The sequence below is a fragment of the Flexivirga sp. genome (assembly GCF_051955415.1).
Lineage (GTDB): Bacteria > Actinomycetota > Actinomycetes > Actinomycetales > Dermatophilaceae > Flexivirga.
Genome location: NZ_JBQCGS010000039.1, coordinates 1 through 15,976, shown reverse-complemented (window position 1 = coordinate 15,976; position 15,976 = coordinate 1). Strand labels below are relative to the sequence as shown.

The following is a 15,976-nucleotide window of genomic DNA, read 5'->3' as shown; positions in this document are numbered from 1 at the left end:
CGACCCGGTGGGTCTCGACGGCGAGTTGCCGACCGCGCGTGGCGCAGTCGTCACGAGTGAGGTTGAGATCCGCGATAGTCACGGCCACCATCGTCGCACTCGCCGAAGTTGCGCATCCGCCGCGCTCCCTCGAACGGCGTCGCGCAGCCAGGATCTTGCAGCCGGCCGTGCGGACGCCAGCAGGATCAGAGGTGCGCCACGACGTGGTCGATGCAGGCGGTGAGCGCCGCGACGTCGGCCGGGTCGACGGCGGGGTACATGCCGATGCGCAGCTGGTTGCGGCCCAGTTTGCGGTAGGGCTCGGTGTCCAGGATGCCGTTGGCGCGCAACACTTTCGCGATCGCTGCCGCGTCGACGCCGTCGAAGTCGATGGTGCCAACGACGGGGGAGCGGTCGGCCGGGTCGGCGACGAACGGCGAGGTGTATGTCGTGCGCTCCGCCCATGCGTAGAGAGTCGCGCTCGACGCGGCACTGCGACCGGCGGCCCAGTCCAGGCCACCGCTCGCCAGCAGCCAGTCGATCTGCGCGGCCATCAACGCGATGGTGGTGACGGCCGGTGTGTTGTAGGTCTGCTCCAGTCGTGAATTCGTCACGCACAGCTGCAGATCCAAGGTGGCCGGCGTCCAGCGCTGCTCACTGAGCCTCGCGATCCGCTCGAGTGCGGCAGGAGACATGGCGGCGAACCACAGGCCGCCGTCGGAGGCGAACGCCTTCTGCGGCGCGAAGTAGTAGACGTCGGTCTCGGCGAGATCGACCGGGATCGCGCCGGCGGCGGAGGTCGCGTCGACGAGCATCAGCTCACCGGCCGAGCCCGGCACCCGCCGGACCGGGGTCCTGACGCCGGTGGAGGTTTCGTTGTGGGTCCAGCAGTAGGTGTCGACGCCGTGCGTGCTGCACAACTCCACCGCGGTGCCGGGCTCGACCTCCGCGACGATCGGGTCGGCGAGGAACGGCGCGTTGCGCGCGACGGTCGCGAACTTGGCACTGAACTCGCCGCACACGGCGAAGGCTCCGCGGTCGTGGATCAGCCCGAACGATGCTGCGTCCCAGAAGGCATTGGTGCCGCCCATGCCGAGCACGATCTCGTAGCCGTCGGGGGCGTCGAACAGCTCCGCGAGCCCGGACCGGACGCGGGCGACCAGACTCTTGACCGGTGCCTGCCGGTGCGACGTGCCGAGCACGGTGCGGCCCAGCGCGAGCAGCGCGTCGAGTTGTTCGGTGCGCACTTTGCTCGGCCCGGAGCCGAAACGGCCGTCCGCGGGTTTCAACGAATCTGGGATGACGAGCTGGTCGGTCACGTGCCCGATTCTGCCAGCGGTAGCGTCGTGCTCATGCAGCCGATCAAGCGTTGGGACTACGCGGGCGAGGGCCTGGACGAGCACGACCTGCCGGCGGCGCCGCTGCCGCTCATCGAGCAATGGGTCCAGGACGCCGCGGACCGGCAGGAAGCGAAGGGCGATGTGCCCGAACCCGATGCGATCTCGGTCGCCACCGTCGACGCCGAGGGTCAGCCGCACGTGCGCACCGTGCTGATGCGCTACCTCGGCGCTGACGGTCCGGGCTTCTACACCAATTACACCAGCCGCAAAGGCCTTGACCTGCAAGCTGATCCGAAGATCGCCGCGGCGTTGACCTGGCCGCCGATGTTCCGGGCCATCCGCTTCGTCGGTGTTGCCGAGAAGATGTCGGTCGAGCGATCGACGCACTATTTTCGCAGCCGGCCGTACGGATCGCGCATCGGCGCGTGGGCCTCGGAGCAGTCGCGGCCGGCCGCCGGCCGCGCCCAGCTCGAGGCGGCCGTGGCGTCATACGAACAGAAGTGGCCGGACACCGGCAGCCCGGAGGACGTCCCGCTGCCCGACTTCTGGGGCGGGTATGTCGTGCGCTGCGACGAGGTGGAGTTCTGGGCCGGCCGCAGCAGCCGACTGCACGACCGGCTCGTCTTCGTGCGCACCGGCGATGGCGACCTCGCCGACGCGAACAGTTGGGAAATCGAGCGCCGTCAGCCCTAGACGACGGGCAAGACCAGTCAACTGCACGAGAAGCGGACGCCGGCGGGTGAGGAGTCGAGCAAGAAGACACGGGACAGCCCGTGGGCTGCCGGTGGAACCGGCAAGCGCGATGGACGAGATCGCGCGCCCACGGGCCGCGGTGGCTGCGTTGGAGTAGCTACCGAACGTCCGTTCCGTCGGCACACCGGAGGTGGCCGGCGACGAATACGAAGGTTGCGCTAGCGCGCAACCACCTCACGCGTCCTTTGAGAAATCACTCTTGGACCACCTCCTTTCTCGTGTGCTCCCACGCTAGGACGAGGGCCGGGTGGGAAGCAACAGATTTAGTCGGCTGTCCTGGCTCCGCCCTTCGGCCGGCGGGCCGAGCCCGGCCGGGACCGACGCCGAGAGCAAGAACGGCTGGCGCCCAGGGGAGGTGCGCCAGCCGTCCGAGCTGCACCTTGCGGTGTGCTCACCCCGCCCGTGAAAACGAACGGTTCGGGAGGCCGCGGGTCAGGGGGGAGGAGCCCCACGGCTTCCAAGAAGAAGAACGTAGCGTGAGCGGGAAGGATTCCCGAACTTATTGAGCGAAAAGTCGACCGAAATTTCTTCGTGACGGGTTGTGGGCAGCGGCGGCGATCCCGCGACGGGGGCGTGGCGGGAGGCTGGCGTGCACCTGTCGGCCCGTAGTGGCAGGCTTGTGCCGTGAGCGAGCTGATCGACACCACCGAGATGTATCTCCGCACGATCTTCGACCTGGAGGAAGAAGGCATCGTGCCGCTGCGCGCGCGCATCGCGGAGCGTCTGGGGCACTCGGGTCCCACCGTGTCCCAGACGGTGGCCCGCATGGAGCGCGACGGGCTGCTGACGCTGGCCGGTGACCGGCATCTGGAGCTCACCGAGCACGGCCGGACGCTCGCCACCCGGGTGATGCGCAAGCATCGGCTCGCCGAGCGGCTGCTGGTCGACGTCATCGGTGTGGAGCTCGAATACGCGCACGACGAGGCCTGCCGGTGGGAGCACGTCATGAGCGAGCGGGTCGAGCGCAAGATCCTGGCGATGCTCCGCGAACGACACATCTCGCCCTACGGCAACCCCATCCCGGGCCTGGAGGAGCTGGGTGAGGAGGGCACGCGTGTGCAGTTCCGCGACGGCGTGCGCCCGATGACGGAGGTCGGCACCGAGCAGCCGGCCAGCTTCGTGGTCCGCCGCGTCGGTGAGCCGGCCCAGGCCGACCAGGATGCCTTGAGCGTGCTCACCGCGGGCGGCATCACCCCGGACGCCAAGGTCGAGGTGCGCCTCGAGGGTGATCGGGTCCTGGTGCGCGCCGAGGGCGGTGACGCCGTGTCGCTGCCCCGCGACGTCGCCATGCACGTCTTCGTCGACGCCGACTGACTGACCCCGGCTGACTGACCCCGGCTGACACCCGGGGACTGACTGACGCCATGGGCTGATTCGGCGTCCTTGCAACGATCCTCGCAGCCCACCAGAACTTTCTTTGACCAGTTCGTGACCTCACTGTGACTTTCCGTCCGGGGTTGTGTACCGTTTTCCCCGGCCCGCCACTCGGCGGGTTCCCGTGAGGCAACGCCGAGTCCTGCCAGCTGATCGGGTGCAACGAATTTCCGCCAGGCAGGAGCGGGGGACCCATTCCGGGTGGCGCAAGCCGCCCTCGGGGCGAAGTTTCGGTGCAGCACCACGGGGCTGCCGCACCGGAGCCGGGTATCTCCAGCCCGAGCCCGACAGCTCACCTCGTAGGCGACGGAGAGGTGTTCTGTGTCCATTCTTGGTCCGCGCGGTCGTCACCGCGCCCCGGGCAAGCTGACGACGACTTTCAACTCCACCGCTCGCGTGTCGGCCACCGTCGCGGTCGCCGGTGGTCTGGTCGCTTCGATCGCCGCACCGCAGGCCGCGTCTGCCACGACCGGTGTCGCGTCGATCACCGGCTCCAGCTCGGTCGATTTCGCCGCCCAGGCTTCCCGCGCTCAGGCGTTGGCCAACCCGCTGCAGGCCACCAAGGCCGAGTCGCAGCTGAGCGCCGTGCCGGCGCAGGCGCAGCTCGCTGCCCCGGTCGCCGCCAAGCGCTATGAGGCTCCCAAGCCGGTGGTGCGCACGCGCACCGCCTCGGTGTCGCGCAGCGCCACCCGCCCTGACCGCTCGGCTCAGCCGGCGCCGGCGAGCAACCCGGTCAGCGCCCCGGTGAGCAACCCGGTCACCACGCTGGCCCCGCCGGCCGCCACCGGTGGCATCGTCGGCATCGCCGAGCGGTATGTCGGTGCGCCCTACGTCTACGGCGGCGCCAGCCCGGCCGGCTTCGACTGCTCGGGCTTCACGTCCTACGTCTACGGTCAGGTCGGCAAGTCGCTCCCGCGCACTGCCACCGCGCAGATGCAGATGGCGACCCGGGTGAGCACGCCGCAGCCGGGAGACCTGATCTTCTTCGGCAACGGCAGCTACGCCTACCACGTGGCGATCTATGTCGGCAACGGCATGATGATCGACGCCAACCACCCCGGTGGTTCCGTCGGCGTCCGCCCGATCTACAGCGGTGTGTCCGGCTACGGCCGCATCTGAGCTGTCACACCACTCGTTCGAACCCGTCGCACTTCGTGGGTGCGGCGGGTTCGTGCATTCCCGCACCAAACGCGTCCCCGAAAGGCTGCACCATGTCATTGTCCGAAACGCTGCTCGCCGCTGACCGTCGTCCGCAGGTCGTTGCCGATCTGGTTGCGGTGATCGACGCGGAGGTGAAGGACAAGAAGGGTCTCACCGGGGTCGCGATCAAGGGTGGGTATGCCGCCGTGCGCAAGGTGAGTCCGACGATCGCGGCCGATGCGACCGATCGCATGCTGCCCGAGGTCGCTTCTGCCCTCCAGCCATTCTGGGACGACTTCGCCGGGGCGGGCGATTTCGGGCAGTACCTCGCCGGCCGTGGTGACGAGGCCGCCGATGCACTGCTGGCGGTCACCGACGCGCGGGCCGAGGCGACCGAGCGGGAGCCGTTGAAGCGTGCTTACAAGGGGCTGCGCGGCAAGGCCAAGGACAACGTCGAGCAGGCCCTGCCGCGACTCGGGAGGGTCGTGCAGCAGCACGCGTCTTGAGTCGTGCAGCAGCACGCGTCGTGAGTCGTGCGGGGACGCTCAAGATCCTTCTGATAGACCATGAATATGTCTGACTCATTGCACGCCACGACCGTGCGTCTCACCGGCGCCGACGGCGCCGAGATCGAGGCCTACCTGGCGACACCGGACGGCGACACCCGCCGTGGCGGTGTCGTGGTCATCCATCATCTGCCCGGTTACGACCGGGCGACCAAGGAGATGGTCCGCCGCTTCGCGGAGTTGGGGTATGACGCCCTGTGTCCCAACCTGTATTCGCGGCAGGCTCCGGGAGCGGAGCCGTCCGACGCTGCCGCGGCGGTGCGGGCAGCGGGCGGCATACCGGACGAGCAGCTGGTCGGCGACGTGGAGGCGGCGGCGGCATACCTGCGCGGATTGCCGCACGCGAACGGCAAGGTCGGCGTGATCGGCCACTGCTCGGGCGGGCGGCACGCAGTCCTCGCGGCGTGCCGGGTGAACCTGGACGCGGCGGTGGACTGTTACGGCGCCTTCGTGACCGGCACCCCTGGTGCGGACTACCCGCTCGACGTCACGAACCTGGTGCCGCTGCTGCCGCAGCTGCGGGCACCGCTGCTGGGGCTGTTCGGCAAGAACGACAAGTTCCCCGGCCCGGAGCAGGTCGCCGAACTCGACCGGATCCTCACCGAGCACGGCAAGCCGCACAGGTTCTTCTCGTATGACGACGCCGGCCACGCTTTCTTCGCGGTTGACCGACCGTCCTATGTGGTGGCCGCGGCGAACGACGGCTGGGAACGCATCGAATCCTTCTTCCACCAGCACCTGGAGGGCTGAGACATGTGCACCTACATCACCGTCACGACGGATGTGGACGGCAGCGCCAAGGGTCCGGGCGGGAAGTGGTTCCGGGTCAACGATGCGGCGGCCTACTACGACCACCCGGTCCACGCGATGGCCGAGCACACGCTCAACGTGGACCTGACCGATCCGAGCGCCGGGCCGGGCCGGCGCATCGCCCTGGAACTCACGGCGGGGTCGGCGCAGCGGCTCATCGACGCGATCCAGCAGGCGCTGGACGCGGCACCCGACGAGCTGAAGGCCGGTTGATCAGCCGCCCGGGCTGATCACCGGTCCGGGCGGCGGACCGATCGTCCGGGTGACGGTCGTGGTCACCGGTGGGGCCGAGGTGGTGACGGTCGCCGTGGCTGTCGTCGTGGCTGTGGTGGTGGCTGTGGTGGTGGCGGTCGTCGTCGCGGTGCTGGTGACGGTCCGCTCGGTGCCGGGCCGGGTGACCTGCACGGTCGTCGTCTTCGGCGGCAGCGTCACGGTCGAGGTGCTGGTGAAGGTGCTGTCGTTCGCGGGGTCGGACGTGGCCTCCTGGGTGACCGTCCGTGTCGCGCCCTGCTCGGTGTAGGTCACGGTCCGCTGGCCGGTGCCCGCGTCGTGTCCGTTGCCGCCGCCGGCGAGCAGGTAGATGCCGACGGCGCACAGTGCTGCGATGCCGGCCCCGATCAGAGCACCGGGCAGCAGGCCGGGCGCCGGGCGCCTGGACTCGTCGTAGTCGTCGTAGCCGTCCTCCGGCCCGTCCCCGTAGTCGTCGGAACCGTCGGCGCTGTCCGGATCGGCCCACTGGTCCATGAAGGCGTCGTTCGCGGACCGTTCGCCGTCACCGCGTCCCTGGGTGCTGTTCGGCATGACGACATGGTACGAGGCGGAACGCCGCAGATCGGTGCTGCACGCACGGGCGTGCGCGTCGATGCGGCATGCTGCAGGCATGCATTTCGTCGGCCTCGATCTTGCCTGGGGCACCAAGAATCCCACCGGGGTGGCGGTCCTCGACGACAGCGGGACCTTGCGGCACGCGAGCACGGTCCGCACGGACGAGGAGATCGTCGACGCCGTCCGGGCTGCGGCGCCGGGTGCGTGCGTGGTCGGCATCGACGCGCCGCTGATCGTCAACAACGCCAAGGGGAGCCGGCCGGCCGAGCAGGCGCTGGGCCGCGACTTCGCGGCATACGAGGCGGGGGCGCACCCGGCCAACACCGGCAACCCGGCATTCGCCGAGGGCACCCGTGGCGGACGCATCGCACACGTGCTGGGCCTGGACATCGATCCGGCGTCGCGGGCGTCGCGGCGAGCTCTCGAGGTCTATCCGCACCCGGCGACCGTGGCGCTCTTCCGGCTCGGGCAGAGCCTGAAGTACAAGAACAAGCCGGGTCGGCCGATCGAGCAGTTGCAGGGTGAGTTGCTGACCCTGCTTCGGTTGTTGGAGTCGCTGGAGACTGCGAAGCCGGCCCTCCGGCTGAGGCACAGCGAGCACTGGCAGCAGCTGGCCGACACGGTGCAGCAGGCGACCCGCAAGGCGCAGCTGCGCGCGGCGGAGGATCCGATCGATGCCGTGATCTGCGCGTATGTCGCCCTCCTCGCTCACCAGGCGCCCGAGCGGTTGACGACATACGGCGACGTCGCCACCGGATACATCGTCACGCCGACGTTGCCGGACGACCTGCGGCCGTCGCGGCACTCACCGACGCAGCAGAGCCGCGCGGAGGTGGTGGGTGCCGCCCGGCGTGAGTACGCCGTGCAGTTCCCGATGGTGGAGCGGGCTGCGGCCGCTGCGGTGGAGTTGATCGCCGGGGTGCTGGACGACGCCGGGCTCAACTACCTGTCGGTGGACGGCCGGGCCAAGACGGTGGCGTCGTTCGCGGAGAAGGCCAGCCGGGAGGTGGACGGGGTGCCGTTGTATGCCGACCCGGTCCGCGACATCGGCGACACCATCGGCGTTCGTGTCATCACCTACGTGCGCGGCGACGTGGATGCCGTGGTGCAGTTGCTCGCCGCCGAGACGGAGGTCCTCGACGATCGTGACCTCGGGCTGGAGACGGCCAGCGAGGGCCGCTTCGGGTATGCCAGCAGGCACCTGCAGGTCCGCATCCACGCCGAGGATCGTGCCCGGCATCCGGCGCTCGGGGACCGGCGGGTGCAGGTGCAGATCCGCACCGTGCTGCAGCACGCGTGGGCGGAGTTCGAGCACGACATCCGTTACAAGGGCAGCATCCCGCCGGAACAGCGCGCCGACTTCGACCGGCGGTTCACCCTGGCGGCCGGGCTGCTGGAGGTCGCCGACGGCGAGTTCTCCACGATCCGCGACAAGCTGCGCTCGGGTGTCGCCGAGACCCTCTCCAACGGCGCGAGCGCCGATCGCATCTCCTCGCGGGAGCTGGCGGCATACCTTGCCGGTCAGTACGACGACGCCGCATGGTCGCGCGCCGACCACTACGCGTGGATGGCCGGGCTGGTGCACGAGCTCGGCATCGAGTCGCTGACGCAGCTGGCCGACACGTTGCGCACCGTCGACGCTGCGCCCATCGACGAACGCATGGCGTACCGCACTCCGCCGGGCGCGGTACGCCGGTTGGACGACGCGCTGCTCTACCGCTTCGGCGAGGAGTATGTCGCCCTGGACGGCAACGCACACCGGGTGGAGAGGTTGGAGTCGCGGCTGGCGAAACTGCGCGGGGAGTCCTCCTGACCTTCGACGGTCACGCGGACTCGACTGCAGCAGCAAGCTTGTCGAGCGATGCCGACAACTTGTCCGAGGTCGTGGCACGGGCCCGCCGCAGCCGCTTGGCGTCCTGCAGCTGCGACCAGTCGTAGGTGTGGGTGACCCTGGTCCGGCCTTCGCCCACCGGCTCCAGTTCCCACCGCCACAGGTGACCGGGCTGCGGTGCGCCCACCTCGGAGGGCCGCCACGCGATACGGCGGCCCTCCTCGAACTCCACGACGTGGTTCTCCCGCACCACTCCGTCACCGGTCAGCGTCATGCGGAAGACGTCGCCGACGCCGTGGACCCGCTGTCCGGGCGCGGACTCGGCGAGGTTGTCGTTGCCGTCCCACTCCGGCTGCCGACTCGGGTCGGCGATCAGCTCGAAGATGGTCGCCGCGGGGGCGTCGATCTCACGGGTGGCGCGAACGACCTTGGTCTCCTGGGTTGGTGTCATGAGCCCATCGTGGCAGTAGGCGGACCGGAGCGTCCGGAATCAGTTGCCGGTGTCGAGCGTGATCACTTCACCGTCGGCGGTCGCCGCTGCGTCGCCCAAGCAGCGACCGTTGCCGGTTATGCACGCGTTCGCCACCGCTGGCGGCGACTCAGCGCCAGAGGTCCTGCAACCACCGGATGGCAGCGATCTGGTCGTCGGCCTCGCCGCCCTCGTGGTTGTTGAAGGGGTAGACCTCGATCTGCTTCGGCCCGGCGTAGTGGTTGTAGGCGCCGAAGCCGCCGGATGGCGGGCAGATGGTGTCCATCAGCGCGACCGAGAACCGCGCTGGTGCGGTGGCGTGCGCCGCCATGGTGATGCCATCGACGTAATCCATTGTCCGCAAGGCGGTTTCGGCGTGCGCACGGTGGGTGCCGAGGAACGCCACCAGTTCGTAGTAGGGGCGCTGCTCGGTGAGGCGCACCGCCCGGCGGACGTCGGCCAGGAACGGCACCCCGATGATCGAGGCACGGACCAGGTCGCCGGCGAGCGCGCTGGTGGCCAGTGCGATGGCGCCGCCCTGGCTGGCGCCGGCGACGGCGAGCCGGTCCGGATCGGTGCCGTCGAGGGTGAGCGCCGCCTCCACGGCACGGACCGCGTCGGTGAAGACCCGCCGGTAGAAGTAGTCGCGCGGGTCGAGGATGCCCTGGGTCAGGAAGCCCTCGACGTAGGGCGAGTTGCTGCCGGCCGGGTCACCGGTGCTGCCTCCGCGGCGGGCGCGGGCGCCCTGTCCGCGGGTATCCATCACCAGGGTTGCGAAGCCCGCTGCCGGCCAGGCGAGCCAGTCCAGCGGCGTGCCCCGTCCGTCGCCATACCCGAGGAACTGCACGACGGTGCCGTGCACCGTGCCGGTCGGCTGGATGTGCCAGGCGTTGATGCGGTGGCCGCCGAAGCCGGCGAAGGAGACGTCACGGGTGACGACGTTCGGCAGGTATGCAGCGCCGGGGCGGACCTGGACCGCGAGATCGTGCTCGCGCGCCTCGGCCAGTGTGGTGTCCCAGAACGAGCGCCAGTCCTGCGGTTCGCGGCGCTCGGGCAGGTAGTCGCGCAGTTGCTCGAGTGGCAGATCGAACTCAGGCACCTGGACGCTCCTCGGGCAGCGGATCGGTTGCGGCGGCCAACGCGGCCAGTCGCTGGATCTGTTCCTTGACCGGCGCGTAGTGCTCCTCGATCGCGGCGTGCAGCCGGTCCAGGTCGTGCGCCGCGGCGGCCTCGACGATCTCGACGTGCGCGTGCGCGGTGCGCTGCCAGCTGCGGTCGCTGACGTCCAGGGTCGCACCGACCCGCGACTGCACCTCCCAGAACGCGCCGGTGAGCTGCACCACCAGGTCGTTGCCGACCGGCTGCAGCAGCAGCAGGTGGAAGGCGCGATCCTGCTCGACATACGGCTTGCCGCGATCGGCGAGCTCGCACATCTGCCGTGCCAGATCGGCCAGCTTGCCACGCTGGTCGGTGTCCAGGCCGTCGATGATCAACCGGGCGAAACCCTGCTCCATCAACTGACGGACCGAGACCACGTCGGACAGCACGCGGTAGTCGGAGGTGGTGCCGAGCAGCGAGCGGAAGGCGAGGCTCTCGATCATCGCGCTGAGGGAGAGGGCGCCCACGAAGGTGCCGTGGCCGTGGCGCACGTCGACGATGTCCAGGGCGCTGAGCGTGCGGATCGCTTCGCGGACGCTGGACCGGCTGGCGCCGATGACGCTCATCAACTCCGGCTCAGTGGGCAGCGGGTCACCCGCGTGCAGGCGGTGGTCGACGATGTAGCGCTTGATCTGCTCCACGACCTGCAGCTGCGCGGTCCGCGGTCGTCCCTCCATGGTGCTCATACGTCCCCCTCGGGATCGCTCGAAATTCGGCTCGACGAAATTACCGTATCCCAACATCAGACGTCTGATGTCTTGTATGGTCGCTCTCATTCATCGTTTGTCGCTCATCTGGAGGCCGTCGTGTCCCGCAAGAAGTCACCGCTCGATCCTGCCGGACTGACCGGCACCTCGCGCCGTCAGTTCCTGAAATTCACCGGCGTGCTCGGTGCGGCTGCCGGCATCGCCGCCTCGGTCAGCGCCTGCGGGCCGTCCAGCGGCACCTCCGGCGGGGGTGACGGCAAGGGCGGTTCGTCCACCATCTCGGCGACGCTGGCCTTCCAGCTCTCCGGGACACTCGACCCGGCCAACCACTCCAGCGCGGTCGCGACAGCCGCCAACCAGCACATCTTCGAGGCGCTGGTCGACCTCGACCCGGCCAGCCGCGCGCCGTACCTCGCGCTGGCCAAGGCGCAGCCCAAGGCCAGCGCCGACGGCCTGAAGTGGACCGTGGAACTTCGTGACGGGGCGAAGTTCTCCGACGGCTCGGCGGTGACCGGCGAGGACGTCGCGTGGTCCTTCACCCGGGCGCTGGACCCGGCGAACCTGATGTCGCAGTTCATCTCGTTCATCTCCTCGGTGAAGGCAACCGGCGCGACGTCGGCCGAGTTCACCCTGAAGGAGCCGTTCCCGCTCTTCCCGACCCGCATCTCGGTCATCAAGATCGTGCCCAAGGCCAAGACCAAGACCGCCGCGCTGGCCAAGACGTTCGGTGACAAGCCGATCGGTTCCGGCCCGTGGGTGCTGGACTCCGCCGACCCCAACAGCGGCCTGACCTTCTCGGTCAACAAGAACTACAACGGCAGCTACCCGGCCAAGGCCACCAAGATGGTCTGGCACAGCACGACCCAGGACGCGACCCGGATCGCCGACCTGCAGAGCGGTCGTTCCCAGGCGATCGAGGCCGTGCCCTTCGTCAACGTCAAGCAGCTGGAGAAGACCAAGAAGGTCGAGGCCAAGCAGGCCTTCAACCAGATCTTCCTGATGTTCAACTGTGCGGCGAAACCCTTCGACGACAAGCGAGTTCGTCAGGCACTGCACTACGCGATCGACACCGACGCCATCATCAAGACCGCCTTCCAGGGCTACGCGACCGCGGCCCAGAGCTACCTGGACGAGGGCAACCCGGACTTCCAGAAAGCCTCGACCGTCTACAACCACGACCCGGCAAAGGCCAAGAAGCTGCTCGCCGAGGCGGGTGCGTCCAACCTGTCGATCGAACTGGTCACCACCGACGCCGGCGCCGTCGCATCGACCGCGCCGCTGATCATCGACGCCTGGAAACAGGTGGGTGTCACCGCGAAGCTCAACACCGCGCCGTCGGCGTCGGTCTACGCACCGGCCCCCGACGGGCTCATCTCCAAGCCGGACTTCCGCGTGCTGTTGGCCTCCGGCGACCCGACCGTGTACGGCGTCGACGTCGACCTGCTGCTGCGCTGGTTCTACTACGGCGCGACCTGGCCGACCGACCGCTTCCACTGGCAGCAGTCGTCGGCGAAGAAGGTCGCCGACTGGCTGGACGAGGCGGCCAAGGAGTCCGACAAGGCCAAGCAGAAGGCGATGTGGATGAAGACGATCGACTTCATCGCCGACGAGGCACCGCTCTACCCGGTGGTGCACACCAAGATGGTCACCGGCTGGGACGACAAGAAGCTCTCCGGCTTCGAACCGGTCGCCACCACGGGCCTGTACTTCCTGAAGACCAAGCCGGTCTGACGTCCCTGCGGGCGCTGCCCGCCATCTTCAACCAGCCACCATTCGAGGAGGTGTTCGCGTGGCTCACGTCCTGAGCCTGATCTTCCGGCGAATACTGACACTGATCCCGCTGCTGTTCGGCATCGCCCTGTTCGTCTTCCTGGTGATGCGGCTGTCGCCGGTCAACTCGGCGGTCTCCGCCCTGGGCGACAGTGCCAGCAAGGAGCAGATTGCGGCATACAACCACGCGCACGGGCTCGACCAGGCACCGCCGGTGCAGTTCATCCACTTCATCGGCGACCTGCTCACCGGCGACCTGGGCACCACCCAGTCGCTGAACAAGTCGGTGTCCGGCCTGGTCGGTGAGGCGTTGCCGGTGACCCTCGAACTCACCGTGCTGGGCGTGCTGCTGGCGTTCGTGCTGGCCATGCTGCTGGGCATCGTGGCGGCGCTCTACCGCGACCGGTGGCCGGACCACGCGGTCCGTGTGGTGTCGATGGCGGGCATCTCGATCCCGTCGTTCTGGTTGGCGTTGCTGCTGATTCAGCAGTTCGCGGTCAGTCACACCTGGCTGCCGAATGCCGGCTACGTCAACCCGGGCGAGGACTTCGGCGGCTTCCTGAAGGCGATGGTCATGCCGGCCATCTCGCTGGCACTGCCGGTCGGGTGTTCACTCGCGCGGATCGTGCGCACCTCGATGGTGGAGGAGCTGGACAAGGACTACGTGCGCACCGCGTATGGCGCGGGCCTGCCGCCATACATCGTCGTGGGGCGCAACGTCCTGCGCAATGCGCTGGTCAACCCGCTCACCGTGCTGGGCCTGCGGGTCGGCTACCTGCTGGGCGGCACGATCATCATCGAGGCGATCTTCCAGATGCCCGGCATGGGAACGCTGGTCATGCAGGCGGTCACGACGAACGACACGTCGCTGGCACAGGGCACGATCCTCGTGATCGCAGCCTGCTTCGTCGTCATCAACCTGGTCGTCGACCTGCTCTACATGGTGGCCAACCCGAGGCTGCGAGGAGGCCACTGATGCGTGGATACCGTGCGGCGCTGACCCGCAAGCTGTCGAACAACCCCGGCACCCGCTCGATGAGCCTGTCCCGGCTGGGGATCCCGTCGCGCATCGCACTCTGCTTCGTCGGTGTGCTGATCGTGGTGGCGATCTTCGGCGGGCTGCTCACGCCGCACGACCCGACGCAGACCGGCCTCGGCGCGGTCGGCACCGGACCGGACGGCTCCTACTGGTTCGGGCTGGACGCCTCCGGACGCGACATCTTCTCCCGGTTGGTCGTCGGCACCCGGCGCTCCCTGGAAGTCGGCTTCGGTGCCGCGGCATTCGCGCTGGTCTTCGGGTCGGTGCTCGGCGCCATCGCTGCCACCAGCCGCAAGGCGGTCGACGAGATCATCATGCGACTGCTGGACATCGTGATGGCCTTCCCGGCCATCGCGCTGGCCGCGCTGCTGGTCGTGGCCTACGGCAAGGACCGGCTCTCGGTGCTGATCTTCGCCATCGGCTTCGTCTTCATGCCGTCGATCGCGCGCGTCGTGCGCGCCAACGTGCTGTCGCAGTACGGCGAGGACTACGTCGCCGCGGAGCAGGTCATCGGCGCCCGGCGGTTCCACATCCTGCGCCGCCACGTGATGCGCAACTGCGCCGCGCCGGTCATGGTGTTCGCCACCGTGATGGTCGCCGACTCGATCATCTTCGAGGCGTCGTTGTCCTTCATCGGCGGCGGACTGCCCGGCCAGGCGGCGCAGTCGTCCTGGGGTTCGGTCATCGCCTACGGCCAGCAGATCCTGCAGGCCGGCGCCTGGTGGGCGACGTTCTTCCCCGGCCTGCTGATCCTGGTGACGGTGCTGTGCCTCAACGTGCTGTCCGAGGGGATCTCGGACGCCTGGGCGGCACCGGCGGCTCGATCGAGTGTCTCGACGGGACCGGCCTCGGCGGCCTCGGCGGCCGAGGAGTCGGCCGGCGGAGTCACCCCCCGTGCCGCCCCCGCCGCGGCGCGGCCGGGGCTGGCGGTGGCGGCGCCACCGCAGCGTGCGGCCGCCCGCCCGGTGCCAGACGCGGATCCGATCCTGACGGTGCGCGGCCTGCACATCGACTTCCCCGAGCGGCACCGTGGCGTGTCGATCGTGGACGGCGTCGACCTCGCGGTCCGGCCCGGCGAGGTGCTCGGCCTGGTCGGCGAGTCCGGCAGCGGCAAGTCGCTGACCTCGCTGGCGATCATGGGGCTGCTGCCGCGTGGCGCCCGCGTGAGCGGGTCGATGACCTTCGACGGCGCCGAGCTGATCGGCATGAAACCCGGTCGTCGGCGTGCCTTGATGGGCCGGGACATCGCGATGGTCTACCAGGACGCGCTGTCCGCGCTGAACCCGGCCATGACGGTGAAATCCCAACTGCGCCAGATCATTCGGCGCGGAGGCACCCGCTCCGCCGAGGAGCTGATGGGGCTGGTCGGACTGGATCCGGAGCGGACCCTGTCGTCATACCCGCACGAACTGTCCGGCGGACAGCGGCAGCGGGTCGTCATCGCGATGGCGCTGGCGCGTGACGCCAAGCTGATCATCGCCGACGAACCCACGACCGCCCTGGACGTCACCGTCCAGGCCCAGGTCATCGAGCTGCTGTTGCGACTGCGGGCCGAGTGCGGCTTCGCGCTCATCCTGGTGAGCCACGACCTGGCCCTGGTCAGCGAGGTCTGCGACCGCGTCGCCGTCATGTATGGCGGCCGGATCGTCGAGGACGGCACCAGCGCGGACGTGGTGGAGCAGCCGCAACACCATTACTCCCGAGGCCTGCTCGGATCGGTGCTCTCCCTCGAGGCCGGCGCCGAACGGCTCACCCAGATCCGCGGCACCGTGCCGGCACCCGCCGACTTCCCGAAGGGATGTCGTTTCGCCGACCGGTGCCCCGCCGCAACCCAGGTCTGCCTCGACGAGGTGCCGCGGCTGGTCGAGCACGACGGCCGTGTCGGGACCCACCGGTCGGCCTGCCACCACGCGGTGACCGACACCGAACCCACCCACGATCTGGCGAAGGCGGCAGTGGAATGAGCAGCCCGACGAGCAGCCCGACTGGCCCGCCGACGAGCACTGACGGCTCCGCGCTGCTGCAGGGCAAGGACCTGCATGTGGTGCACCGCACCCGAGGCGGCGGCCTGTTCGGCAGTGGACACGTCTACGCGCTGACCGGCGCGGACCTGTCGATCGCCGCCGGTGAGACCGTCGGCATCGTCGGCGAATCCGGTTGCGGCAAATCGACACTCGCCCGGGTGCTGGTCGGTCTGCAGCGGCCCACCTCCGGG

Annotated in this window: 16 protein-coding genes and 1 riboswitch; of the genes, 11 read left to right on the top strand and 5 right to left on the bottom strand. The window is 69.2% G+C overall.

Annotated elements, in window-relative coordinates:
- Window positions 1–185: 185 nt before the first annotated feature.
- Window positions 186–1,298, bottom strand: a complete 1,113-nt coding sequence (serC, locus tag ACTHL4_RS06225) for a phosphoserine transaminase (RefSeq protein ID WP_440281878.1) — start codon at window positions 1,296–1,298, stop codon at window positions 186–188.
- Window positions 1,299–1,331: 33 nt separating this feature from the next.
- On the opposite strand from serC, the gene pdxH reads away from it, so the two are divergent.
- The 6 genes from pdxH to ACTHL4_RS06195 all read left to right on the top strand — a co-directional run bounded on the left by pdxH (window position 1,332) and on the right by ACTHL4_RS06195 (window position 6,175).
- Window positions 1,332–2,012 (top strand): pyridoxamine 5'-phosphate oxidase, encoded by a 681-nt coding sequence (gene pdxH / locus ACTHL4_RS06220; RefSeq protein ID WP_440281877.1) that lies wholly within the window; start codon window positions 1,332–1,334, stop codon window positions 2,010–2,012.
- Between the two features lie 684 nt (window positions 2,013–2,696).
- Window positions 2,697–3,386 carry a metal-dependent transcriptional regulator gene (locus tag ACTHL4_RS06215; RefSeq protein ID WP_440281876.1) on the top strand — a complete coding sequence of 230 codons (690 nt, stop codon included), beginning with the start codon at window positions 2,697–2,699 and terminating at the stop codon, window positions 3,384–3,386.
- A gap of 221 nt (window positions 3,387–3,607) precedes the next feature.
- Window positions 3,608–3,767: riboswitch (cyclic di-AMP (ydaO/yuaA leader) on the top strand.
- Window positions 3,768–4,565, top strand: coding sequence for a C40 family peptidase (locus tag ACTHL4_RS06210; RefSeq protein ID WP_440281875.1), 798 nt, complete (start codon window positions 3,768–3,770; stop codon window positions 4,563–4,565).
- Between the two features lie 92 nt (window positions 4,566–4,657).
- Window positions 4,658–5,092: a DUF6918 family protein gene (locus tag ACTHL4_RS06205; RefSeq protein ID WP_440281874.1), complete on the top strand. Its 435-nt coding sequence runs from the start codon at window positions 4,658–4,660 to the stop codon at window positions 5,090–5,092.
- A 66-nt stretch (window positions 5,093–5,158) separates the two neighbouring features.
- Window positions 5,159–5,902: a dienelactone hydrolase family protein gene (locus ACTHL4_RS06200; RefSeq protein ID WP_440281873.1), complete on the top strand. Its 744-nt coding sequence runs from the start codon at window positions 5,159–5,161 to the stop codon at window positions 5,900–5,902.
- A 3-nt stretch (window positions 5,903–5,905) separates the two neighbouring features.
- Entirely contained in the window at window positions 5,906–6,175 is a 270-nt protein-coding gene (locus ACTHL4_RS06195) for a DUF6295 family protein (RefSeq protein ID WP_440281872.1), read from the top strand.
- On the opposite strand, the gene ACTHL4_RS06190 is transcribed toward ACTHL4_RS06195, so the two are convergent.
- Window positions 6,176–6,763 (bottom strand): hypothetical protein, encoded by a 588-nt coding sequence (locus ACTHL4_RS06190; RefSeq protein ID WP_440281871.1) that lies wholly within the window; start codon window positions 6,761–6,763, stop codon window positions 6,176–6,178.
- Between ACTHL4_RS06190 and ACTHL4_RS06185 the strand changes: the two genes are divergently transcribed.
- Window positions 6,762–8,600 carry a DUF429 domain-containing protein gene (locus ACTHL4_RS06185; protein WP_440281870.1) on the top strand — a complete coding sequence of 613 codons (1,839 nt, stop codon included), beginning with the start codon at window positions 6,762–6,764 and terminating at the stop codon, window positions 8,598–8,600. The genes ACTHL4_RS06190 and ACTHL4_RS06185 overlap by 2 nt on opposite strands.
- Before the next feature lie 10 nt (window positions 8,601–8,610).
- Here the strand turns inward: ACTHL4_RS06185 and ACTHL4_RS06180 are convergent, their stop codons facing one another.
- The 3 genes from ACTHL4_RS06180 to ACTHL4_RS06170 form a co-directional block, all read right to left on the bottom strand.
- Entirely contained in the window at window positions 8,611–9,069 is a 459-nt protein-coding gene (locus ACTHL4_RS06180) for an SRPBCC family protein (RefSeq protein WP_440281869.1), read from the bottom strand.
- A 148-nt stretch (window positions 9,070–9,217) separates the two neighbouring features.
- Window positions 9,218–10,186, bottom strand: coding sequence for an acetylxylan esterase (locus ACTHL4_RS06175; protein WP_440281868.1), 969 nt, complete (start codon window positions 10,184–10,186; stop codon window positions 9,218–9,220).
- Window positions 10,179–10,931 carry a FadR/GntR family transcriptional regulator gene (locus tag ACTHL4_RS06170; protein ID WP_440281867.1) on the bottom strand — a complete coding sequence of 251 codons (753 nt, stop codon included), beginning with the start codon at window positions 10,929–10,931 and terminating at the stop codon, window positions 10,179–10,181. The genes ACTHL4_RS06175 and ACTHL4_RS06170 overlap by 8 nt, the downstream gene beginning before the upstream one ends.
- A 120-nt stretch (window positions 10,932–11,051) precedes the next feature.
- Between ACTHL4_RS06170 and ACTHL4_RS06165 the strand changes: the two genes are divergently transcribed.
- The 4 genes from ACTHL4_RS06165 to ACTHL4_RS06150 all read left to right on the top strand — a co-directional run.
- Window positions 11,052–12,683: an ABC transporter substrate-binding protein gene (locus tag ACTHL4_RS06165; RefSeq protein ID WP_440281866.1), complete on the top strand. Its 1,632-nt coding sequence runs from the start codon at window positions 11,052–11,054 to the stop codon at window positions 12,681–12,683.
- A 58-nt stretch (window positions 12,684–12,741) separates the two neighbouring features.
- The gene (locus ACTHL4_RS06160; RefSeq protein WP_440281865.1) at window positions 12,742–13,698 is read left to right on the top strand and encodes an ABC transporter permease; all 957 of its coding nucleotides are present in this window, start codon (window positions 12,742–12,744) and stop codon (window positions 13,696–13,698) included.
- Window positions 13,698–15,725: a dipeptide/oligopeptide/nickel ABC transporter permease/ATP-binding protein gene (locus ACTHL4_RS06155; protein WP_440281864.1), complete on the top strand. Its 2,028-nt coding sequence runs from the start codon at window positions 13,698–13,700 to the stop codon at window positions 15,723–15,725. The genes ACTHL4_RS06160 and ACTHL4_RS06155 overlap by 1 nt, the downstream gene beginning before the upstream one ends.
- Window positions 15,722–15,976, top strand: a 255-nt coding sequence (locus ACTHL4_RS06150) for an ATP-binding cassette domain-containing protein (protein ID WP_440281863.1), incomplete at its 3' end; no start/stop codon positions are given. The genes ACTHL4_RS06155 and ACTHL4_RS06150, both read left to right, overlap by 4 nt.

Coding starts and splice junctions, on each gene's coding strand:
- ACTHL4_RS06190 (WP_440281871.1), bottom strand. CDS start 6,763: ATGCCGAACAGCACCCAGGGACGCGGTGACGGCGAACGGTCCGCGAAC.
- ACTHL4_RS06180 (WP_440281869.1), bottom strand. CDS start 9,069: ATGACACCAACCCAGGAGACCAAGGTCGTTCGCGCCACCCGTGAGATC.
- ACTHL4_RS06155 (WP_440281864.1), top strand. CDS start 13,698: ATGCGTGGATACCGTGCGGCGCTGACCCGCAAGCTGTCGAACAACCCC.
- ACTHL4_RS06170 (WP_440281867.1), bottom strand. CDS start 10,931: ATGAGCACCATGGAGGGACGACCGCGGACCGCGCAGCTGCAGGTCGTG.
- pdxH (WP_440281877.1), top strand. CDS start 1,332: ATGCAGCCGATCAAGCGTTGGGACTACGCGGGCGAGGGCCTGGACGAG.
- ACTHL4_RS06195 (WP_440281872.1), top strand. CDS start 5,906: ATGTGCACCTACATCACCGTCACGACGGATGTGGACGGCAGCGCCAAG.
- ACTHL4_RS06205 (WP_440281874.1), top strand. CDS start 4,658: ATGTCATTGTCCGAAACGCTGCTCGCCGCTGACCGTCGTCCGCAGGTC.
- ACTHL4_RS06185 (WP_440281870.1), top strand. CDS start 6,762: ATGACGACATGGTACGAGGCGGAACGCCGCAGATCGGTGCTGCACGCA.
- ACTHL4_RS06200 (WP_440281873.1), top strand. CDS start 5,159: ATGTCTGACTCATTGCACGCCACGACCGTGCGTCTCACCGGCGCCGAC.